This is a genomic window from Pseudomonas sp. NBRC 100443 (assembly GCF_030268185.1).
GTDB lineage: Bacteria > Pseudomonadota > Gammaproteobacteria > Pseudomonadales > Pseudomonadaceae > Pseudomonas > Pseudomonas citronellolis.
The window spans coordinates 84,743-100,489 of sequence record NZ_BSQE01000001.1; the positions used below are offsets into that span (position 1 = coordinate 84,743).

General features: G+C 68.6%; 13 protein-coding genes. 7 read left to right on the forward strand and 6 right to left on the reverse strand.

The window, feature by feature from the left end; all coding sequences use genetic code 11:
- Positions 1–10: 10 nt before the first annotated feature.
- Positions 11–1,429 (forward strand): MocR-like pyridoxine biosynthesis transcription factor PdxR, encoded by a 1,419-nt coding sequence (gene pdxR / locus QSJ95_RS00435; protein ID WP_285639059.1) that lies wholly within the window; start codon positions 11–13, stop codon positions 1,427–1,429.
- Between the two features lie 144 nt (positions 1,430–1,573).
- Here pdxR and speA read toward each other — a convergent pair whose 3' ends face one another.
- The 4 genes from speA to QSJ95_RS00455 form a co-directional block, all read right to left on the reverse strand.
- Positions 1,574–3,487: an arginine decarboxylase gene (speA, locus tag QSJ95_RS00440; RefSeq protein WP_253392197.1), complete on the reverse strand. Its 1,914-nt coding sequence runs from the start codon at positions 3,485–3,487 to the stop codon at positions 1,574–1,576.
- 232 nt (positions 3,488–3,719) lie between these two features.
- Entirely contained in the window at positions 3,720–4,091 is a 372-nt protein-coding gene (locus tag QSJ95_RS00445; RefSeq protein ID WP_043268734.1) for a translation initiation factor Sui1, read from the reverse strand.
- Between the two features lie 396 nt (positions 4,092–4,487).
- Positions 4,488–5,027: an NUDIX hydrolase gene (locus QSJ95_RS00450; protein ID WP_472783065.1), complete on the reverse strand. Its 540-nt coding sequence runs from the start codon at positions 5,025–5,027 to the stop codon at positions 4,488–4,490.
- A complete protein-coding gene (locus QSJ95_RS00455; RefSeq protein ID WP_024128112.1) occupies positions 5,027–6,094 on the reverse strand; it encodes a DUF2333 family protein in 1,068 nt (355 codons plus the stop codon). Before QSJ95_RS00455 ends, QSJ95_RS00450 begins: the two co-directional genes overlap by 1 nt.
- 249 nt (positions 6,095–6,343) lie before the next feature.
- Here QSJ95_RS00455 and QSJ95_RS00460 point away from each other — a divergent pair, with 249 nt between their 5' ends.
- A complete protein-coding gene (locus tag QSJ95_RS00460; RefSeq protein WP_285639065.1) occupies positions 6,344–7,957 on the forward strand; it encodes a GGDEF domain-containing protein in 1,614 nt (537 codons plus the stop codon).
- A 186-nt stretch (positions 7,958–8,143) separates the two neighbouring features.
- Here the strand turns inward: QSJ95_RS00460 and speB are convergent, their stop codons facing one another.
- Positions 8,144–9,106, reverse strand: a complete 963-nt coding sequence (gene speB / locus QSJ95_RS00465) for an agmatinase (RefSeq protein WP_285639066.1) — start codon at positions 9,104–9,106, stop codon at positions 8,144–8,146.
- A gap of 67 nt (positions 9,107–9,173) precedes the next feature.
- Positions 9,174–10,271: a polyamine ABC transporter substrate-binding protein gene (locus QSJ95_RS00470; RefSeq protein WP_472783066.1), complete on the reverse strand. Its 1,098-nt coding sequence runs from the start codon at positions 10,269–10,271 to the stop codon at positions 9,174–9,176.
- Positions 10,272–10,380: 109 nt separating this feature from the next.
- Here QSJ95_RS00470 and QSJ95_RS00475 point away from each other — a divergent pair, with 109 nt between their 5' ends.
- From QSJ95_RS00475 to accC, 5 genes are all read left to right on the forward strand, one after another.
- Complete coding sequence (locus QSJ95_RS00475; protein ID WP_285639068.1) at positions 10,381–11,289, forward strand: LysR family transcriptional regulator; 909 nt, start codon at positions 10,381–10,383, stop codon at positions 11,287–11,289.
- Between the two features lie 133 nt (positions 11,290–11,422).
- A complete protein-coding gene (gene dsbD / locus QSJ95_RS00480; protein ID WP_285639069.1) occupies positions 11,423–13,279 on the forward strand; it encodes a protein-disulfide reductase DsbD in 1,857 nt (618 codons plus the stop codon).
- Positions 13,280–13,420: 141 nt separating this feature from the next.
- Positions 13,421–13,864: a type II 3-dehydroquinate dehydratase gene (gene aroQ, locus QSJ95_RS00485; protein ID WP_009613296.1), complete on the forward strand. Its 444-nt coding sequence runs from the start codon at positions 13,421–13,423 to the stop codon at positions 13,862–13,864.
- Between the two features lie 25 nt (positions 13,865–13,889).
- Positions 13,890–14,360 (forward strand): acetyl-CoA carboxylase biotin carboxyl carrier protein, encoded by a 471-nt coding sequence (gene accB, locus QSJ95_RS00490; RefSeq protein WP_009613297.1) that lies wholly within the window; start codon positions 13,890–13,892, stop codon positions 14,358–14,360.
- A gap of 17 nt (positions 14,361–14,377) precedes the next feature.
- Positions 14,378–15,724 carry an acetyl-CoA carboxylase biotin carboxylase subunit gene (accC, locus tag QSJ95_RS00495; protein WP_009613299.1) on the forward strand — a complete coding sequence of 449 codons (1,347 nt, stop codon included), beginning with the start codon at positions 14,378–14,380 and terminating at the stop codon, positions 15,722–15,724.
- Positions 15,725–15,747: the final 23 nt, after the last annotated feature.

A 15,747-nucleotide genomic window follows, 5' to 3' on the forward strand; every position in this document is an offset into this window, starting at 1 on the left:
GAACCCGGCCATGACCGAGCCCCTCGCCCTGCGCCTGGACCCCGGCCTGGCGCAGCCGATCTACCGCCAGCTCTACGAGCGCATCCGCGAGGCCATCGCCCGCGGCACCCTGCGCCCGGGCGAGCGGGTGCCGCCGGTGCGCGGCCTGGCCAGCGAGCTGGGCGTGGCCCGCGGCACCGTGGAGCTGGCCTACCAGTTGCTGACCAGCGAAGGCTACCTGCTGGCCCGCGGCCCGGCGGGCACCGTGGTATCGCCGCAGCTGGCCGGGCGCAACGCCGAACGCCCGGCGCGCCTGGCGCCGCAATCGGAGCAGGTGCTGCCCGGGCTGATCGCCCACGGCCCGCAGGTGCTGCCGCTGCAACTCGGCCTGCCGGCGCTGGACGCCTTCCCCAAGGCGCTGTGGTCGCGCCTGGCCGCGCGCCGCCTGCGCCACACCGCCGACGTCGAGCTGGCCTACCCCGATCCCTGCGGCTACGCCCCGCTGCGCGAGGCGCTGGCCGGTTACCTCAACGTGTCCCGCGGGATCGCCTGCGAGCCGGCGCAGGTGCTGATCTGCGCCGGCTACCAGGGCGCGCTGGACCTGGTCAGCCGCACCCTGCTGCAACCGGGCGACGCCTTCTGGCACGAGGACCCCGGCTACCCGCGCGGGCGCCAGTTGATGGCCGCAGCCGGCGCCCGGCCGGTCGCGGTGCCGGTGGACGCCGACGGCCTGTGCGTGGAACAGGGCCTGCGCCGTGCGCCCGACGCCCGCTTCGCCCTGGTCACACCCTCGCAGCAGAGCCCCACCGGCGTGGCCCTGAGCCTGCCGCGGCGCCTGGCCCTGCTGGACTGGGCGGCCCAGGCCGGGGCCTGGATAGTGGAAGACGACTACGACAGCGAATACCGCTACGCCGGCTTCCCCCTGCCGGCGCTGAAGAGCCTGGACCGCCAGGGCCGCGTGCTCTACGCCGGGACCTTCAGCAAGGTGCTGTGCCCGGCCCTGCGCCTGGGCTACCTGGTGGTGCCGCCGCCATTGCTGGAGCGCTTCGTGCGCAGCCAGCAGACCTTCGCCAACGGCTGCGCCGAGCTGCAGCAGGCGACGCTGTGCGACTTCATCGCGGAAGGCCACTTCGCCCGACACCTCAAGCGCACCCGCACGCTCTACGCGCAGCGCCGGCAACTGCTGCGCACGGCCCTGGAGCGGCGCCTGGGCAAGCGCATGAAATTCGCCGAGCTGCCCGGCGGCCTGCACCTGATCGGCCGGATCGACGGCGACGACAAGGCCATCGCCGCCCGCGCAAGGGAAGCCGGCCTGGGCTTGCAGGCGCTGAACAATTGGTGTGTGGAAGCGCGCCAGGAACCGGCGCTGGTGATGAGCTTCACCAACGTGAAGGACGAAAGGCAGGCAACCGAATTGGCCAGGCGCGTGGCGCAGGTGATGGAGACGTAGGATGGGTTGAGCGAAGCGATACCCATCACCATGACCCGATGGGTTTCGCAGGCTCAACCCATCCTACGAAGAGCACCACGTCGGCGGGGTAACGGCGTATAACCGCGAACGGTTATACGCCCTACGAAGAGCAGGCCGTGCCGGTCAGGACGACAGGTAGGCCGAGCGCGTCAGACCCAGGCGTAGCGCGTCGAGGAACTGGGTGCGCTCGCGGGCGGTGAGCTTGGCGCCGGCCACCTTGTCGCGGTAGTGGGTCATCAGCTCCTCGGGCGACAGGTGCACGTAGCGCAGCATGTCCTCGATGGTGTCGTGGGTCTCGATGCCGGCGTGATGGAAGCTGCCGTCGGCGTTCTGGTAGACGTTCACCGAGTCGGTGTCGCCGAACAGGTTGTGCATGTCGCCGAGGATTTCCTGGTAGGCGCCGACCAGGAACACGCCGATCAGGTAGTCCTCGCCCTCTTTCACGTCGTGCACCGGCAGGCTGGTCTCGATGCTCTGCTCGTCGACGTACTGGGTGATCTTGCCGTCGGAGTCGCAGGTCAGGTCCTGCAGCACCGCGCGGCGGTCCGGTTCCTCGCCCAGGCGGTGGATCGGCAGGATCGGCAGCACCTGGCCGATGGCCCAGGTGTCGGGCAGGCTCTGGAACACCGAGAAGTTGCAGATGTACTTGTCGGCGAGCTTGTCGTTGAGCTCGTCGAGCACCTGGCGGTGCGAGCGCTGGCGGGCCTTGAGCTGGTTGTGCAGGCGCCGGCAGATGGCGAAGTAGCACTGCTCGGCCAGGGCCTTCTGGGCCAGGCTGATCTTGCCCTCGGCGTACTGGCTGGCGGCGTCGCTCATGTAGTGGGTGGCGCGCCAGTAGGTCTCGGTGACCATCTCGGCGTCGGTCGGGCCGAGCAGGTCGGCCAGGTACTGGACGATTTCCGGCTGCTCGGCCAGGTCGGTGATCTTCGGCAGCTCGTCGTTGTGCCGCTCGACGTCGGTGACCTGGGTGATCAGCACCGCGTGGTGCGCGGTCAGCGCGCGGCCGCTCTCGGAGAAGATGTGCGGGTGCGGCAGGCCCTGGGCGTCGCAGAACTCCTTGAGCATGCCCACCACCACGCCGGCGTAGTCGTCGATGTCGTAGTTGATCGAGCTGGCGTTGCGCGAGTGGGTGCCGTCGTAGTCCACGCCCAGGCCGCCGCCGACGTCCACGTGGTCCACCGGCAGGCCGAGGGCGCGCAGTTCGCCGTAGTAGCGGATGGCTTCCTTGAAGCCGTGCTGGTAGTCGGCCAGGTTGGCGATCTGCGAGCCCATGTGGAAGTGCAGCAGGCGCACGCCCTGGTCCAGGCCTGCCTTGCGGAAGCGCTCGACCACCGACAGCAGCTGCGCGGCGGAAAGGCCGAACTTGGCCTTCTCGCCGCCGGTGTCGGCCCACTTCGAGGAGGCCAGCGAGGACAGCCGCACGCGCAGGCCGACCTGCGGCAGCACGCCGACGTGCTCGGCCTCCTCGATCACCAGTTGCACCTCGGACTCCTTCTCGATGACGATGAAGACGTTGTGCCCGAGCTTCTGCCCCATCAGCGCCAGCTTGATGAACTCGCGGTCCTTGTAGCCGTTGCAGACAATGGTCCCGCCCTTGGGCGCCAGCGCCAGCACCGCCATCAGCTCCGGCTTGGAGCCGGCTTCCAGGCCGATGGAGACGTTCTGCGTGGCGATGATGCTTTCCACCACCGCTTCCTGCTGGTTGACCTTGATCGGGTAGAGCGCGGTGTAGCGGCTGCCGTACTCCAGGCGCGCGATGTTGGCGTCGAAGGCGCCGGTCAGCTTGCGCACGCGGTCCTGCAGGATGTCCGGAAAGCGCACCAGCAGCGGCAGCGACAGGCCCGCCTCGCGCAACTGGCCGACCAGCGCATGCAGATCGATCGGCTGGGCGTCGGCGCCCTGCGGGCGCACCTCGACGTTGCCGGCGTCGTTGATCGCGAAATAGCCGGCGCCCCAATGGCGGATACCGTAGATGCTGCGGCTGTCCGCCACCGTCCAGTTGCTGCCGTCGTCTTTGCGGGTCCGTCTTGCGGCCATGCGCGGGTGTCTCCTGAAAAGAAAGTCGAGCGCCCGGCGCGGGTAGCGCGCGGACGCAACAAGCCTAAACGTCGGGTATGACGTTGCCGTGTTGACCGCCATCTCTGGCGGTAGTTTAGGAAAGCGTGGCGAACTCGCGAGCGCGACGCATCTCCCATCTAGGGAACGGGCTGGCCGGCATGCCGGCGCCGTGCGCCGCTGCCTAACCCGTTCCCTGCAGGGGAGAGACGAATCAGCCGCCGGATTTCTTGGCCTTGAAGCCGCGCTTGGCCAACTCTTCGAGAAGCAGCTCGACGTGGTCGCCCTGGATCTCGATGACGCCGTCCTTCAACGCGCCGCCGGTGCCGCAGCGTTTTTTCAGCGCCGTGGCCAGCTCCTTGAGGGCGTCTTCGGCCAGGGGCACGCCGCTGACCGTGGTCACGGTCTTGCCGCCGCGGCCCTTGGTCTCGCGGCGCACACGGGCGATGCCGTCGCCGGCCGGGATCACGGACTGCTTGCAGATGCAGGCGCCAACGGGCTGGTTGCAGTCCGGGCAATGCCGGCCCGCATCGGTGGAATAGACGAGCCCGCCAAGGGCGGACAGGGAGGATGCTTTCTTGACCACCGGGCGTTTTCCCCAGGATTGGCCTCTAAGGGCCAGGTCAACGAATGATCGGCTGGCGCCGACCGCGACGCCCCACTCAGGCAGGGGCTGCGCATTCCCGCCGGAGGACCCGAGCGGAAAGGTCGCGCAATTTACCAGCATTGGAGGCAAATGCTAAGGGTGGAAATGCGTCATTGATCGGCGGATTGGCGACATGCTGGTAGAGCACCCTCACCCCGGCCCTCTCCCGCAAGCGGGAGAGGGAGTCCGCGCCGGAGGCTACGCGCTTCGCCGAATCTTCGGAGTGGATGCATAAACCTCGGTACGCCCATGGCACACTTTCGCCGCCCACTGAGGACAGTCCCCTCTCCCGCTTGCGGGAGAGGGTTAGGGAGAGGGAGAGGGGCTCTTGCTCTTTTAAAGTTGCCCCAGGAACAACCGCAAAGCCTGCAACGAGTCCGGACAGTACAAAGCCCCGGAACCAGCCTCCTCCAACGCCACCACCGGCTCGACGAACCGCGCCTCCAGCACCTCCTCCGGCTGCAGCCTCAACGGCCCATCCCAGGTCGCGGAAAACACCGCGCACCACAACCGATTACCCGGCTCGTCGAAGAAGAAAGTGCCATGCTCGCGCAACTCCACACCAGCCACGCCCAGTTCTTCCTCCAACTCCCGGCTGGCCGACAGCGCATAGCTCTCGCTGGCCTGCACCATCCCGCCGGCGGCGGCGTCCCAGTAGCCCGGGTACACCGCCTTGCTCAGGCTGCGGCGGTGCACGCAGAGCTGCCCGGCGCCGTTGAACAGCAGGATGAAGGTGCCGCGGCCGATCAGCCCGCGCTCGCGCAGCTGGGCGCGCGGCAGCTCGCCCAGCAACTGGTCGCGCTCGTCGACCCAGGCGATCAGTTCCCGGTCCGAGGCCAGCCGGTGGGCGGCCTCGGCGGCGCTGACGAGGTCCATCAGCCCTGCGCCAGCAGTTGCCGCAGATCGATGATCGCGGCGTTGGCCCGGGAAATGTAGTTGGCCATCACCAGCGAATGGTTGGCCAGCACGCCGAAGCCGCTGCCGTTGAGCACCATCGGGCTCCACAGCGCTTCCTGGGTGGCCTCCAGCTCACGAATGATCTGCCGCACGCTGACGGTGGCGTTCTTCTTCGCCAGCACGTCGGCGAAGTCGACCTCGATGGCGCGCAGGATGTGCGACAGCGCCCAGGCCTGGCCGCGGGCCTCGTAGAACACGTTGTCGATCTGCAGCCAGGGGGTTTCCTGCACCTCTTCGTCGACCTGCGGCGCCTCCCCCGGCGCCAGCGCCGAGGCGGTCTTGATGTTGGTGTTCAGCTTGACCCGCCCGACGCTGGCGGACAGGCGCTGGGACAGCGAGCCCAGGCGGGTGGAAACGTCGCCCAGCCAGTTGTTCAGGCTGTCGGCGCGGGCGTAGAACTGCGCGTTGGGCTGCTCGGCGGAGAGGCGCGCCAGGTAGCGGTCCAGGGACTTGATGCCCTCGGCGTACTCCGACTCGGAAGACGGCAGCGCCCAGCTCTTGTTGTCGAAGTTGAAGCGCGGCTCGGCGCGGGCCAGGTCGGCGTCCTCGGTGGACTGCGACTGCGAGCGGGCGAAGTCCTTGCGCAGCGCGCGGGACAGGTCGCGGGTCTGCACCAGCACGCCGTATTCCCAGCTGGGCATGTTGTCCAGCCACAGGCCCGGCGGGAAGATGTCGTTGGACAGGTAGCCGCCCGGCTTGTTCAGCAGGGTGCCGACCACTTCCTTGAGGGTTTCCACGGTGGTGTAGCCCACCACCATCTGCCGCCCGGCGCGCTCGGCGGCCTGCTGCGCATGCTGCTGCACGGGGAACAGGTCCGGCTCGCGGCTCCAGTACCAGCCGACCAGGGCGGCGACCACCAGGTAGGCGCCCAGCAGCCCGCCGACCACGCGCACCAGCCAGGGCCCGCCGAAGTAGGCGCGCACATCGTCAACCCTGTCGTCGACGCGCTCGCGCACCGAGCCGCCGCGATTCTTCCAGTTCCACATGGCAAAGTCCTTGGTTCGACCTAACGGAAAAAGGTTGGACCGCAGGCCCCGCCACAGGTGCCGGGCGATGCCGCGATCCAGGCGCACTAGCATGCCGCAGTCGGCGCCCGAAGGGCAGCCTACCCTCTGCATGGCACGCCTGGCGATCCTTGACCGACATCACTGGAATTGCCAGCGGCAAATGGTAGCATGGTGCCATCATCGCTCTGGCGACCCCGCCACCGCGTCAGCCCTCACAAGAAGCGCGCCATGACCGAGCACGACGATCCCACCCGCGATCGCTTGAAACACCATTTTGCCCAGCGGGTGATCCACCAGGCCCGGCACGTGCTGGAGATCTGGCAGCAGCTCAGCCGCTCGGAATGGACCGCCAGCGGCATGGCCGACCTGCGCGAGGCCGTCCTGCGCCTGCAGCGCTACGCCGAGCGCTTCGAGCAGGCCGAGCACGCCCAACTGGCCGCCGCCATCGGCGCCGGGCTGGACGCCGTGGCGGGCAACCGCGGGCGCCTGTCCAGCGAGCGGATCAACGAGTTCGCCCAATTGATGCTGCGCCTGTCGCGCACCGGCCTGCGCCATGGCGACCAGCTCGAACACACCCAGCTGCCGCCGCTGCGCAAGCCGGTCTACCTGGCCCTGCAGGACGCCGAGCGCGCCGAGCGCCTGGCCCAGCAGCTGGAGTTCTTCGGCGTCCACGCGCAGCTGTGCGAGCACGCCGCGGCCTTCCGCGCGGCCATGGCCGAACGCCACCCGGCGGCGCTGCTGATGGACGTCGACTTCGCCGGCGCGGGCCTCGGCCTGGCCCTGGCCGAGGAAGTGCAGGCGGGCCTGGCGCACAAGCTGCCGGTGCTGTTCTTCAGCCACGAGGACACCGACACCCCCACCCGCCTGGCCGCGGCCCGCGCCGGCGGCCAGGAGTTCTTCAGCGGCACCCTGGACGCCTCCGGGGTGCTGGAAAAGATCGAGATGCTCACCCGCGTCGCCCACTACGACCCCTTCCGCGTGCTCATCGTCGACGACTCGCGGGCCCAGGCGGCGCACACCGAGATGGTCCTCAACGGCGCCGGCATCGTCACCCGCGCGCTCACCGCGCCGCTGTCGGTGATGGCCGAGCTGGCCGAGTTCCAGCCGGACCTGATCATCCTCGACATGTACATGCCCGAATGCCTGGGCACCGAGCTGGCCAAGGTGATCCGCCAGCACGAGCGCCACGTCAGCGTGCCGATCATCTACCTGTCGGCCGAGGACGACCTGGACAAGCAGCTCGACGCCATGAGCGAGGGCGGCAACGACTTCCTCACCAAGCCGATCAAGCCGCGCCACCTGATCGCCACCGTGCGCAACCGCGCGGCGCGGGCGCGCAGCCTCAAGGCACGGATGGTGCGCGACAGCCTCACCGGGCTGTACAACCACACCCACACCCTGCAACTGCTGGAAGACGCCAGCTACCGCGCGCGCCGCGAAGGCCAGCCGCTGGCCTTCGCCATGCTCGACATCGACCACTTCAAGAAGGTCAACGACAGCTACGGCCATCCCATGGGCGACCGGGTGATCAAGAGCCTGGCGCTGTTCCTCAAGCAGCGCCTGCGCAAGACCGACCACATCGGCCGCTACGGCGGCGAGGAATTCGCCGTGGTGCTGCCGGACACCGACAGCGTGGCGGCGCACAAGGTGCTGGAGGAAATCCGCCAGCGCTTCGCCGAGATCCGCTACCCGGCCAAGCCCGCCGACCTGGCCTGCACCTTCAGCTGCGGCATCGCCCAGCTGGGCGCGGACGAAGACGCCACCGTCCTGGCCCGCCGCGCCGACGAGGCGCTGTACCGCGCCAAGCATGGCGGGCGCAATCGCGTCGAGGTGTTCGCCTGATCCCGCGGATCGGCGGATAACGCCGGGATGGGCTCGGCGTAGGGCGGATAACCGTTCGCGGTTATCCGCCGCTTGACCTTGGCCATGCCCCGCTCGGTGATGAGCACGAAACGCCGTTGAAGAGCGCGCCAGGTCCAACCACGACGCCCCGTAAAATGGGTTTCCCGCGCCTACCGGGCCATCCCATCAACGCTCGCCCAGCTTGTGCCGCGCCGCGTACAGGCAAACCATCTCCATCGCCAGGGTCGCGCCGGCCAGGGCGGTGATCTCGGCGCTGTCGTAGGGCGGCGCGACTTCCACCACGTCCATGCCCACCAGGTTGATGCCACGCAGCGCGCGGAGGATTTCCAGCGCCTGGTGCGAACTGAACCCGCCGCAGACCGGCGTGCCGGTGCCCGGCGCGAAGGCCGGGTCGAGGCAGTCGATATCGAAGGTCAGGTACACCGGGCTGTCCCCCACCCGCGCGCGGATGCGTTCGGCGATGGCCTGCGGCGAGTGGCGGTGCACTTCGCGGGCATCCAGCACCTGGAAGCCCATCACATCGTCGTTGGTGGTGCGCAGGCCGACCTGCACCGAGCGCGCCGGGTCCACCAGCCCCTCGCGGGCGGCATGGTAGAACATGGTGCCGTGGTCGATGCGCTGGCAGTCCTCGTCCGGCCAGGTGTCGCTGTGGGCGTCGAAGTGGATCAGCGACAGCGGGCCGTGCTTCTTCGCATGGGCCTTGAGCAACGGGTAGCTGATGAAGTGGTCGCCGCCCAGGGTCAGCAGCGCGCAGCCGGCATCGAGGATGCGCGCGGCGTGGGCTTCGATGGCTGCCGGGGTTTCCTGCGGCACGCCGTGGTCGAAGGAGCAGTCGCCGTAGTCGATCACCGCCAGGTGGTCGAAGGGGTCGAACTCCCAGGGGAAGTGCCGGGCCCAGGCCATCTGCACCGAGGCGGCACGAATCGCCCGCGGCCCGAAGCGGCTGCCGGGGCGGTTGGTGGTGGCGGTGTCGAAGGGCACGCCGCTCACCACCAGGTCGACGCCGCGCAGGTCGCGGCTGTAGCGGCGGCGCATGAAGCTGGTGATGCCGGCGTAGGTGGATTCGGCGGCGGTGCCATACAGGCTGTCGCGGGTGATGGCCTGGTCGTTGTCGTGGGCTTGATCCATGGAGTCCTCATCATCGGTGTTTTTTGGGTGTGTCCTGATAGCGCGGTGCCTGCGGCTCCACCCTCGCTCAGGAGCGGGTGCGGAACGCCGACCACAGCCGCGTCCGCTCGCGCTGCTGCTTCAAGGTCAGCAACTGCTCGCCGAACAGCTTCCGGCGCATGGCCGGCGCCGGGTAGATGTCCGGGTCGCTGGCCACATCGGCATTGAGCAGCGGCGTGGCCTTGCGGTTGGCGTTGGCGAAGTACAGGGTGTTGGTCAGCTCGGCGATGGCGTCCGGGCGCAGCATGAAGTCGATGAAGGCGCGCGCTTCCTGCGGGTGCGGCGCGTCCACCGGGATGGCCATGGTGTCGAACCAGATCAGCGTGCCTTCCCTGGGTATCCGGTAGATCACCTCGAATGGCTTGTTCGCCTGCCTGGCCTGCGCGGCGCCCATCAGCGCGTCACCGGTGTAGGTCAGCGCGAGGCACAGCGTGCCGTTGGCCAGGTCGTTGATGTGCTTGCCGCTGGCGATGTAGCGCACGTTGGGCTGCAGCTTTTCGAGCAACTGGCGAACCTGGGCCAGGTCGGCCGCGTCGGTGCTGTAGGGCGACTTGCCCAGGTAGTTGAGCGCCACGCTGATCACTTCCTGGGGCGAGTCGATCAGCGAGATGCCGCAGTCGGCCAGGCGGCTGGCGTATTCGGGCTTGAACAGCAGGTCGAGGCTGTCCAGCGGCGCGTCGGGGATGCGCTTGAGCACTTCGTCCCTGTTGAGCGCCAGGCCCACGGTGCCCCAGGTGTAGGGCACGCCGTAGCGGTTGCCCGGATCGATGGCGGCCAGCTTGGCCAGCAGTTCCGGGTCGAGGTTGGCGAAGTTCTTCAGTTGCGCGTCGTCCACCGGCTGCACGGCCTTGGCCTGGATGGCGCGGGCCAGCCCGCTGCTGGCGGGAAAGACCACGTCGTAGCCGCTGCGGCCGGTCATCAGCTTGCTGTCGAGCACCTCGGCGCTGTCGAAGGTGTCGTATTTGACGCGGATGCCGGTTTCCTGCTGGAAGCGCTGCAAGGCTTCGGCGCCGACGTAATCCGCCCAGTTGTACAGGTTGAGCACCCGCTCCTGCGCCTGCAGGGGCATGGCCAGGGCCGCGAGCAGGGCCGCAAGGGAAGCCCAGGGAAACACACGCATGATCATCGCCTCGGGGTTGTTGTGGTTATGGGGCGAGCATGGGGCGGGCTTTACTTTGTAAAAATACAAAGTTAATTACTTTGGCATTGCATTTTGGCAATGTTTGGAGACAGCCATGCTCAGCCAGTTGCGCGACCTCGACCTGCAGTTGCTGCGCCTGTTCGTCACCGTGGTGGAATGCGGCGGCTTCAGCGCGGCGCAGGGCGAGCTGGGCCTGAGCCAGCCGAGCATCAGCATCCAGATGGCCAAGCTGGAGACGCGCCTGGGCTACCGCCTGTGCGAGCGCGGCAAGGGCGGCTTCCGCCTGACGCCCAAGGGCGAGCGCCTGCTGCAATCGACGCGGCGGCTGTTCGTCGCCATCGAGGGCTTCCGCGACGAGGCGCGCGGCGTGGCCGACAAGCTGCTGGGCGAGGTGCGCATCGGCCTTTCGGAAAGCCTCGAAGAAAGCGTCGTCGCGCGACTGTCCGAGGCGATCCGCCGCTTCCGCCAGCGCAACCAGGCGGTCAGCCTGGAGCTGCTCACCGCCACGCCCGCCGAACTGGAGCGCCTGTTACTGCAGGATCGGCTGCACCTGGCGGTCGGCTACTTCGCCGGCACCCAGGCGGCGCTGGAGCATCACCCCCTGTTCGTCGAATCCCAGGGCCTGTATTGCGGCGCGGGTCACCCGGCCTTCGAGCACAGCAAGCCGAGCCGCGACGCCCTGGCCGACGCCGACCAGGTGCTGCACCCCTACCGCTTCATCGCCGCCGACGAACCGCTGCAGACCAGCCGCAGCAGCGCGCGTTGCGAACAGGTGGACGGCAGCCTGGCGTTCATCCTCTCCGGCGCGCACATCGGCTACCTGCCCCGGCATGTCGCACGACCCTGGATCGAGCGCGGCCAGTTGCGCGAGCTGCTGCCGGGCGAACTGGGCTTCGAGGTGGCCTTCAGCCTGACTCGCCACCGTGGCCGCCACCCCGGCGACGCCGAGCAGGCCTTCGTCAGCGACCTGCTGGGGGCGTTCGGCCAGCACGCGGCCGATTGACGCGGCAGCGATGCGGGAACCCGAGCTCGCCGGCGCAGTCCCACAGCCTCGATCACTTCTTGTGACAGCTCCTCGGGCCGCATCGGAAGCTTTCCGCTATCATGCCGCCACCCAGAAAGTCCGCGAGAGTTCCATGCGCCGTCTGCTGACCCTGCTCCTGTTCCTGGTCGCCCTGCCCGCCACGGCCGGCCTGTTCGACAAGCCGGCCCCCGCCGCCCCCGGTTTCAGTACCGCGGCGCCGGCCGAGGGCAAGTTCCTCCCGGTGGCCGAGGCCTTCCGCCTGAGCGTCGAGGACAGCGACAGCCAGCAGGTGCTGCTGCGCTTCGTCAACGCCGAGGGCTACTACCTCTACCGGCACCGCATGAAGTTCCAGGTCGAGCCGGCCGAGGTCAGCCTCGGCGACGTGCAGCTGCCGCCGGGCAAGCCCCACCACGACGACTACTTCGGCGACTCCCAGGTCTACTACGCCATCACCGACGTCAGGGTGCCGGTGAACAACCCGCAGAAGCTGCCCTACCGCCTCACCGTCACCTACCAGGGCTGCGCCGACAAGGGCCTGTGCTACGCCCCGGAAACCGCCCAGGTGCAGGTTTCCGCCGCGGGCGTCGCCAGCCTCGGCGCCAAGCCCGCCGCCGCCGGCAAGGCGGCCGTGGCCTCCGGCGAGCCGGCGGTGGTCGACGACCTGCTGGCGCTGCTCAAGGGCGAAGGCAGCGGCAAGATCAAGAAGCTCGACCGCGGCCTGCTGATCGCCTTCCTCGCCGGCCTGACGCTGACCTTCACCCCCTGCGTACTGCCGATGCTGCCGATCCTCTCCGGCGTGGTCCTGCGCGGGCGCCCGGGCGGCATGCGCGGCTTCACCCTGTCGCTGGCCTACGTGCTGCCGATGGCGGTGTGCTACGCCGTGCTCGGCGCGCTCATGGGCCTGTTCGGCGCCAAGCTCAACCTGCAGGCGATGCTGCAGTCGCCCTGGGTGCTGGTGCCCTTCGCGGCCTTCTTCGTGGCCTTCGCCATCGCCATGTTCGGCATCTTCGAACTGCGCCTGCCGGGCTTTCTGCGCGAGCGCCTGGACCGCATGGCGGCCGACACCCGCGGCGGCTCCATCGCCGGCGCGGCCACCCTGGGCGTGCTCTCCAGCCTCTTGGTCTCGCCCTGCGTCTCGGCGCCCCTGGCCGGCCTGCTGCTGTACATCGGCAGCACCGGCGACGCCCTCGGCGGCGGCCTGCTGCTGTTCGCCCTGGGCCTGGGCATGGGCACCCCGCTGGTGATCTTCGGCGCTGGCGGCGGCGCCGTGCTGCCGAAATCCGGGGCCTGGATGACCGGCGTGCGCAACTTCTTCGGCGTGCTGCTGCTGGCGGTGGCCATCTGGCTGCTGGAGCGGGTGCTCTCCGGCCCGGTGAGCCTGGCCCTGTGGGGCGCCCTGGCCGGCGGCGTGGCCATCGCCCTGGGCACCCTGGAACTGGTGAACAAGACGCCGCTGCAGCGCGGCGCCCAGCTGCTCGGCCTGATGTTCCTGGTCTACGCCCTGGCGGCCTGGGCCGGCGCCCTGCGCGGCGAGTCCGACCCGCTGCACCCGCTGGGCCGCTCCGAACCCTCCAGCCATGCCGGCCCGCCCAGCTCGACGCCCGGCCAGTGGCAGAACCTGACCACCCCGGCGCAGCTCGACGCCGCCCTGGCCCAGGCCAGCGCCGCCGGCCGGCCGGTGCTGCTGGACTGGTACGCCGACTGGTGCATCAGCTGCAAGATCATCGAGCGCCAGGTGCTGCCGGATGCCGCCGTCCAGGCGCAACTGGCCGGCTACCAGTTGCTGCGCTTCGACATGACCGACAGCACCGCCGAGCAGCGCGCCCTGCTCGACCGCTACAACCTCTTCGGCCCGCCGGCGCTGCTGCTGTTCGACGCGGGCGGCCAGGAACACAGCGACCTGCGCATCGTCGGCGAGACCAACGCGGCCACCCTGGCCGCGCATCTGCAGCAGGCCGGCGCGCGCTAGAGCGCGCCTCATATTTCTGCAGCAATCATCAGGCAACATGCCGACATCTACCGCAAAACCGGCATGACTGGACAGTCACGACCGGTTTCCGGCATAGTCCCGGCCAATTTCCAATCCGCGCGACGAGAGAACAACAAGCCGATGGCCACCCTACTGGTCCTGCACGGGCCCAACCTGAACCTGCTCGGCACCCGCGAACCCGGCGTCTACGGCTCGGTCACCCTCGAGCAGATCAACCAGGACCTGGAGCGCCGCGCCCGCGAGGCCGGCCATCACCTGATGTACCTGCAGAGCAACGCCGAGTACGAACTGATCGAGCGCATCCACGCCGCGCGCGGCGAAGGCGTGGACTTCATCCTCATCAATCCGGCGGCTTTCACGCATACGAGTGTCGCGCTACGTGACGCGTTGCTCGCGGTGAGCATCCCATTCATCGAAGTGCACCTGTCCAACGTGCACAAACGTGAACCTTTCCGGCATCACTCCTACTTCTCCGACGTGGCGGTAGGGGTGATCTGCGGCCTGGGGGCCACAGGCTACCGCCTGGCCCTGGAGTCCGCCCTCGAACAACTTGAACGCCCGTGACCATCACCTGGGAGTGCGAACGCTAATGGACATCCGTAAAGTCAAGAAACTGATCGAACTGCTCGAAGAATCCGGCATCGACGAGCTGGAAATCCGCGAAGGCGAAGAATCGGTGCGCATCAGCCGCCACAGCAAGACCGCCGCCCAGCCGATCTACGCTGCCGCCCCGGCCTACGCGCCCGCCCCCGCTGCCGCCCCGGCCCCGGTGGCCGCTGCCGCCGCACCGGCCGCCGAAGCCGCGCCGGCCGCCGCCAAGCTCAACGGCAACGTGGTCCGCTCGCCGATGGTCGGCACCTTCTACCGCTCGCCCTCGCCGACCGCCGCGCCCTTCGTCGAAGTCGGCCAGAGCGTGAAGAAAGGCGACATCCTGTGCATCGTCGAAGCCATGAAGATGATGAACCACATCGAGGCTGAAACCAGCGGCGTCATCGAGCAGGTCCTGGTCGAAAGCGGCCAGCCGGTCGAGTACGACCAGCCGCTGTTCACCATCGTCTAAGCCGCGGGGAACCTGCGATGTTGGATAAAGTACTGATCGCCAACCGCGGCGAGATCGCCCTGCGCATCCTGCGCGCCTGCAAGGAGCTGGGCATCAAGACGGTCGCGGTGCACTCCACCGCCGACCGCGAGCTGATGCACCTGTCGCTGGCCGACGAGGCCGTGTGCATCGGCCCGGCCCCGGCCGGCCAGTCCTACCTGCACATCCCGGCGATCATCGCCGCCGCCGAAGTCACCGGCGCCAACGGTATCCACCCGGGCTACGGCTTCCTCGCCGAGAACGCCGACTTCGCCGAGCAGGTCGAACGCTCCGGCTTCACCTTCATCGGCCCCAGCGCCGACGTGATCCGCCTGATGGGCGACAAGGTCTCGGCCAAGGACGCCATGAAGAAAGCCGGCGTGCCCACCGTGCCGGGCTCCGACGGCCCGCTGCCGGAAGACGAGGAAACCGCCCTGGCCATCGCCCGCGAAGTGGGCTACCCGGTCATCATCAAGGCCGCCGGCGGCGGCGGTGGCCGCGGCATGCGCGTGGTGCACAGCGAGGAAGAGCTGATCAAGTCGGCCAAGCTGACCCGCACCGAGGCCGGCGCCGCCTTCGGCAACTCCATGGTCTACCTGGAGAAGTTCCTGACCAACCCGCGCCACGTGGAAGTCCAGGTGCTCTCCGACGGCCAGGGCAACGCCATCCACCTGGGCGACCGCGACTGCTCGCTGCAGCGCCGCCACCAGAAGGTGCTGGAAGAAGCCCCTGCGCCGGGCATCGACGAGAAGGCCCGCGCAGAAGTCCTCGAACGCTGCGTTCGCGCCTGCGTCGAGATCGGCTACCGTGGCGCCGGCACCTTCGAGTTCCTCTACGAGAACGGCCGCTTCTACTTCATCGAGATGAACACCCGCGTGCAGGTGGAGCATCCGGTGTCGGAGATGGTCACCGGCATCGACATCGTCAAGGAGATGCTGCGCATCGCCTCCGGCCAGAAGCTGTCGGTCCGCCAGGAGGACGTGGTGATCCGCGGCCACGCCCTGGAATGCCGGATCAACGCCGAGGACCCGAAAAACTTCATGCCCAGCCCGGGCACTGTGAAGCACTTCCACGCCCCCGGCGGCAACGGCGTGCGCGTCGACTCGCACCTGTACAGCGGCTACACCGTACCGCCGAACTACGACTCGCTGGTCGGCAAGCTGATCACCTACGGCAAGGACCGCGACGAGGCCCTGGCGCGCATGCGCAATGCCCTGGACGAGCTGATCGTCGACGGCATCAAGACCAACATCGACCTGCACAAGGACCTGGTCCGCGACAAGGAATTCTGCAAGGGCGGTGTGAACATCCATTACCTGGAAAAGAAACTCGGCATGAGTCACTGAGCCCACGCCGATAAAAGCGCTGG

What these genes read in the sequence shown, in the direction of transcription:
- pdxR (WP_285639059.1), top strand. Translation starts at nt 11, where the DNA reads ATGACCGAGCCCCTCGCCCTGCGCCTGGACCCCGGCCTGGCGCAGCCG.
- speA (WP_253392197.1), bottom strand. Translation starts at nt 3,487, where the DNA reads ATGGCCGCAAGACGGACCCGCAAAGACGACGGCAGCAACTGGACGGTG.
- QSJ95_RS00450 (WP_472783065.1), bottom strand. Translation starts at nt 5,027, where the DNA reads ATGGACCTCGTCAGCGCCGCCGAGGCCGCCCACCGGCTGGCCTCGGAC.
- QSJ95_RS00455 (WP_024128112.1), bottom strand. Translation starts at nt 6,094, where the DNA reads ATGTGGAACTGGAAGAATCGCGGCGGCTCGGTGCGCGAGCGCGTCGAC.
- QSJ95_RS00460 (WP_285639065.1), top strand. Translation starts at nt 6,344, where the DNA reads ATGACCGAGCACGACGATCCCACCCGCGATCGCTTGAAACACCATTTT.
- speB (WP_285639066.1), bottom strand. Translation starts at nt 9,106, where the DNA reads ATGGATCAAGCCCACGACAACGACCAGGCCATCACCCGCGACAGCCTG.
- QSJ95_RS00470 (WP_472783066.1), bottom strand. Translation starts at nt 10,271, where the DNA reads ATGATCATGCGTGTGTTTCCCTGGGCTTCCCTTGCGGCCCTGCTCGCG.
- QSJ95_RS00475 (WP_285639068.1), top strand. Translation starts at nt 10,381, where the DNA reads ATGCTCAGCCAGTTGCGCGACCTCGACCTGCAGTTGCTGCGCCTGTTC.
- dsbD (WP_285639069.1), top strand. Translation starts at nt 11,423, where the DNA reads ATGCGCCGTCTGCTGACCCTGCTCCTGTTCCTGGTCGCCCTGCCCGCC.
- aroQ (WP_009613296.1), top strand. Translation starts at nt 13,421, where the DNA reads ATGGCCACCCTACTGGTCCTGCACGGGCCCAACCTGAACCTGCTCGGC.
- accB (WP_009613297.1), top strand. Translation starts at nt 13,890, where the DNA reads ATGGACATCCGTAAAGTCAAGAAACTGATCGAACTGCTCGAAGAATCC.
- accC (WP_009613299.1), top strand. Translation starts at nt 14,378, where the DNA reads ATGTTGGATAAAGTACTGATCGCCAACCGCGGCGAGATCGCCCTGCGC.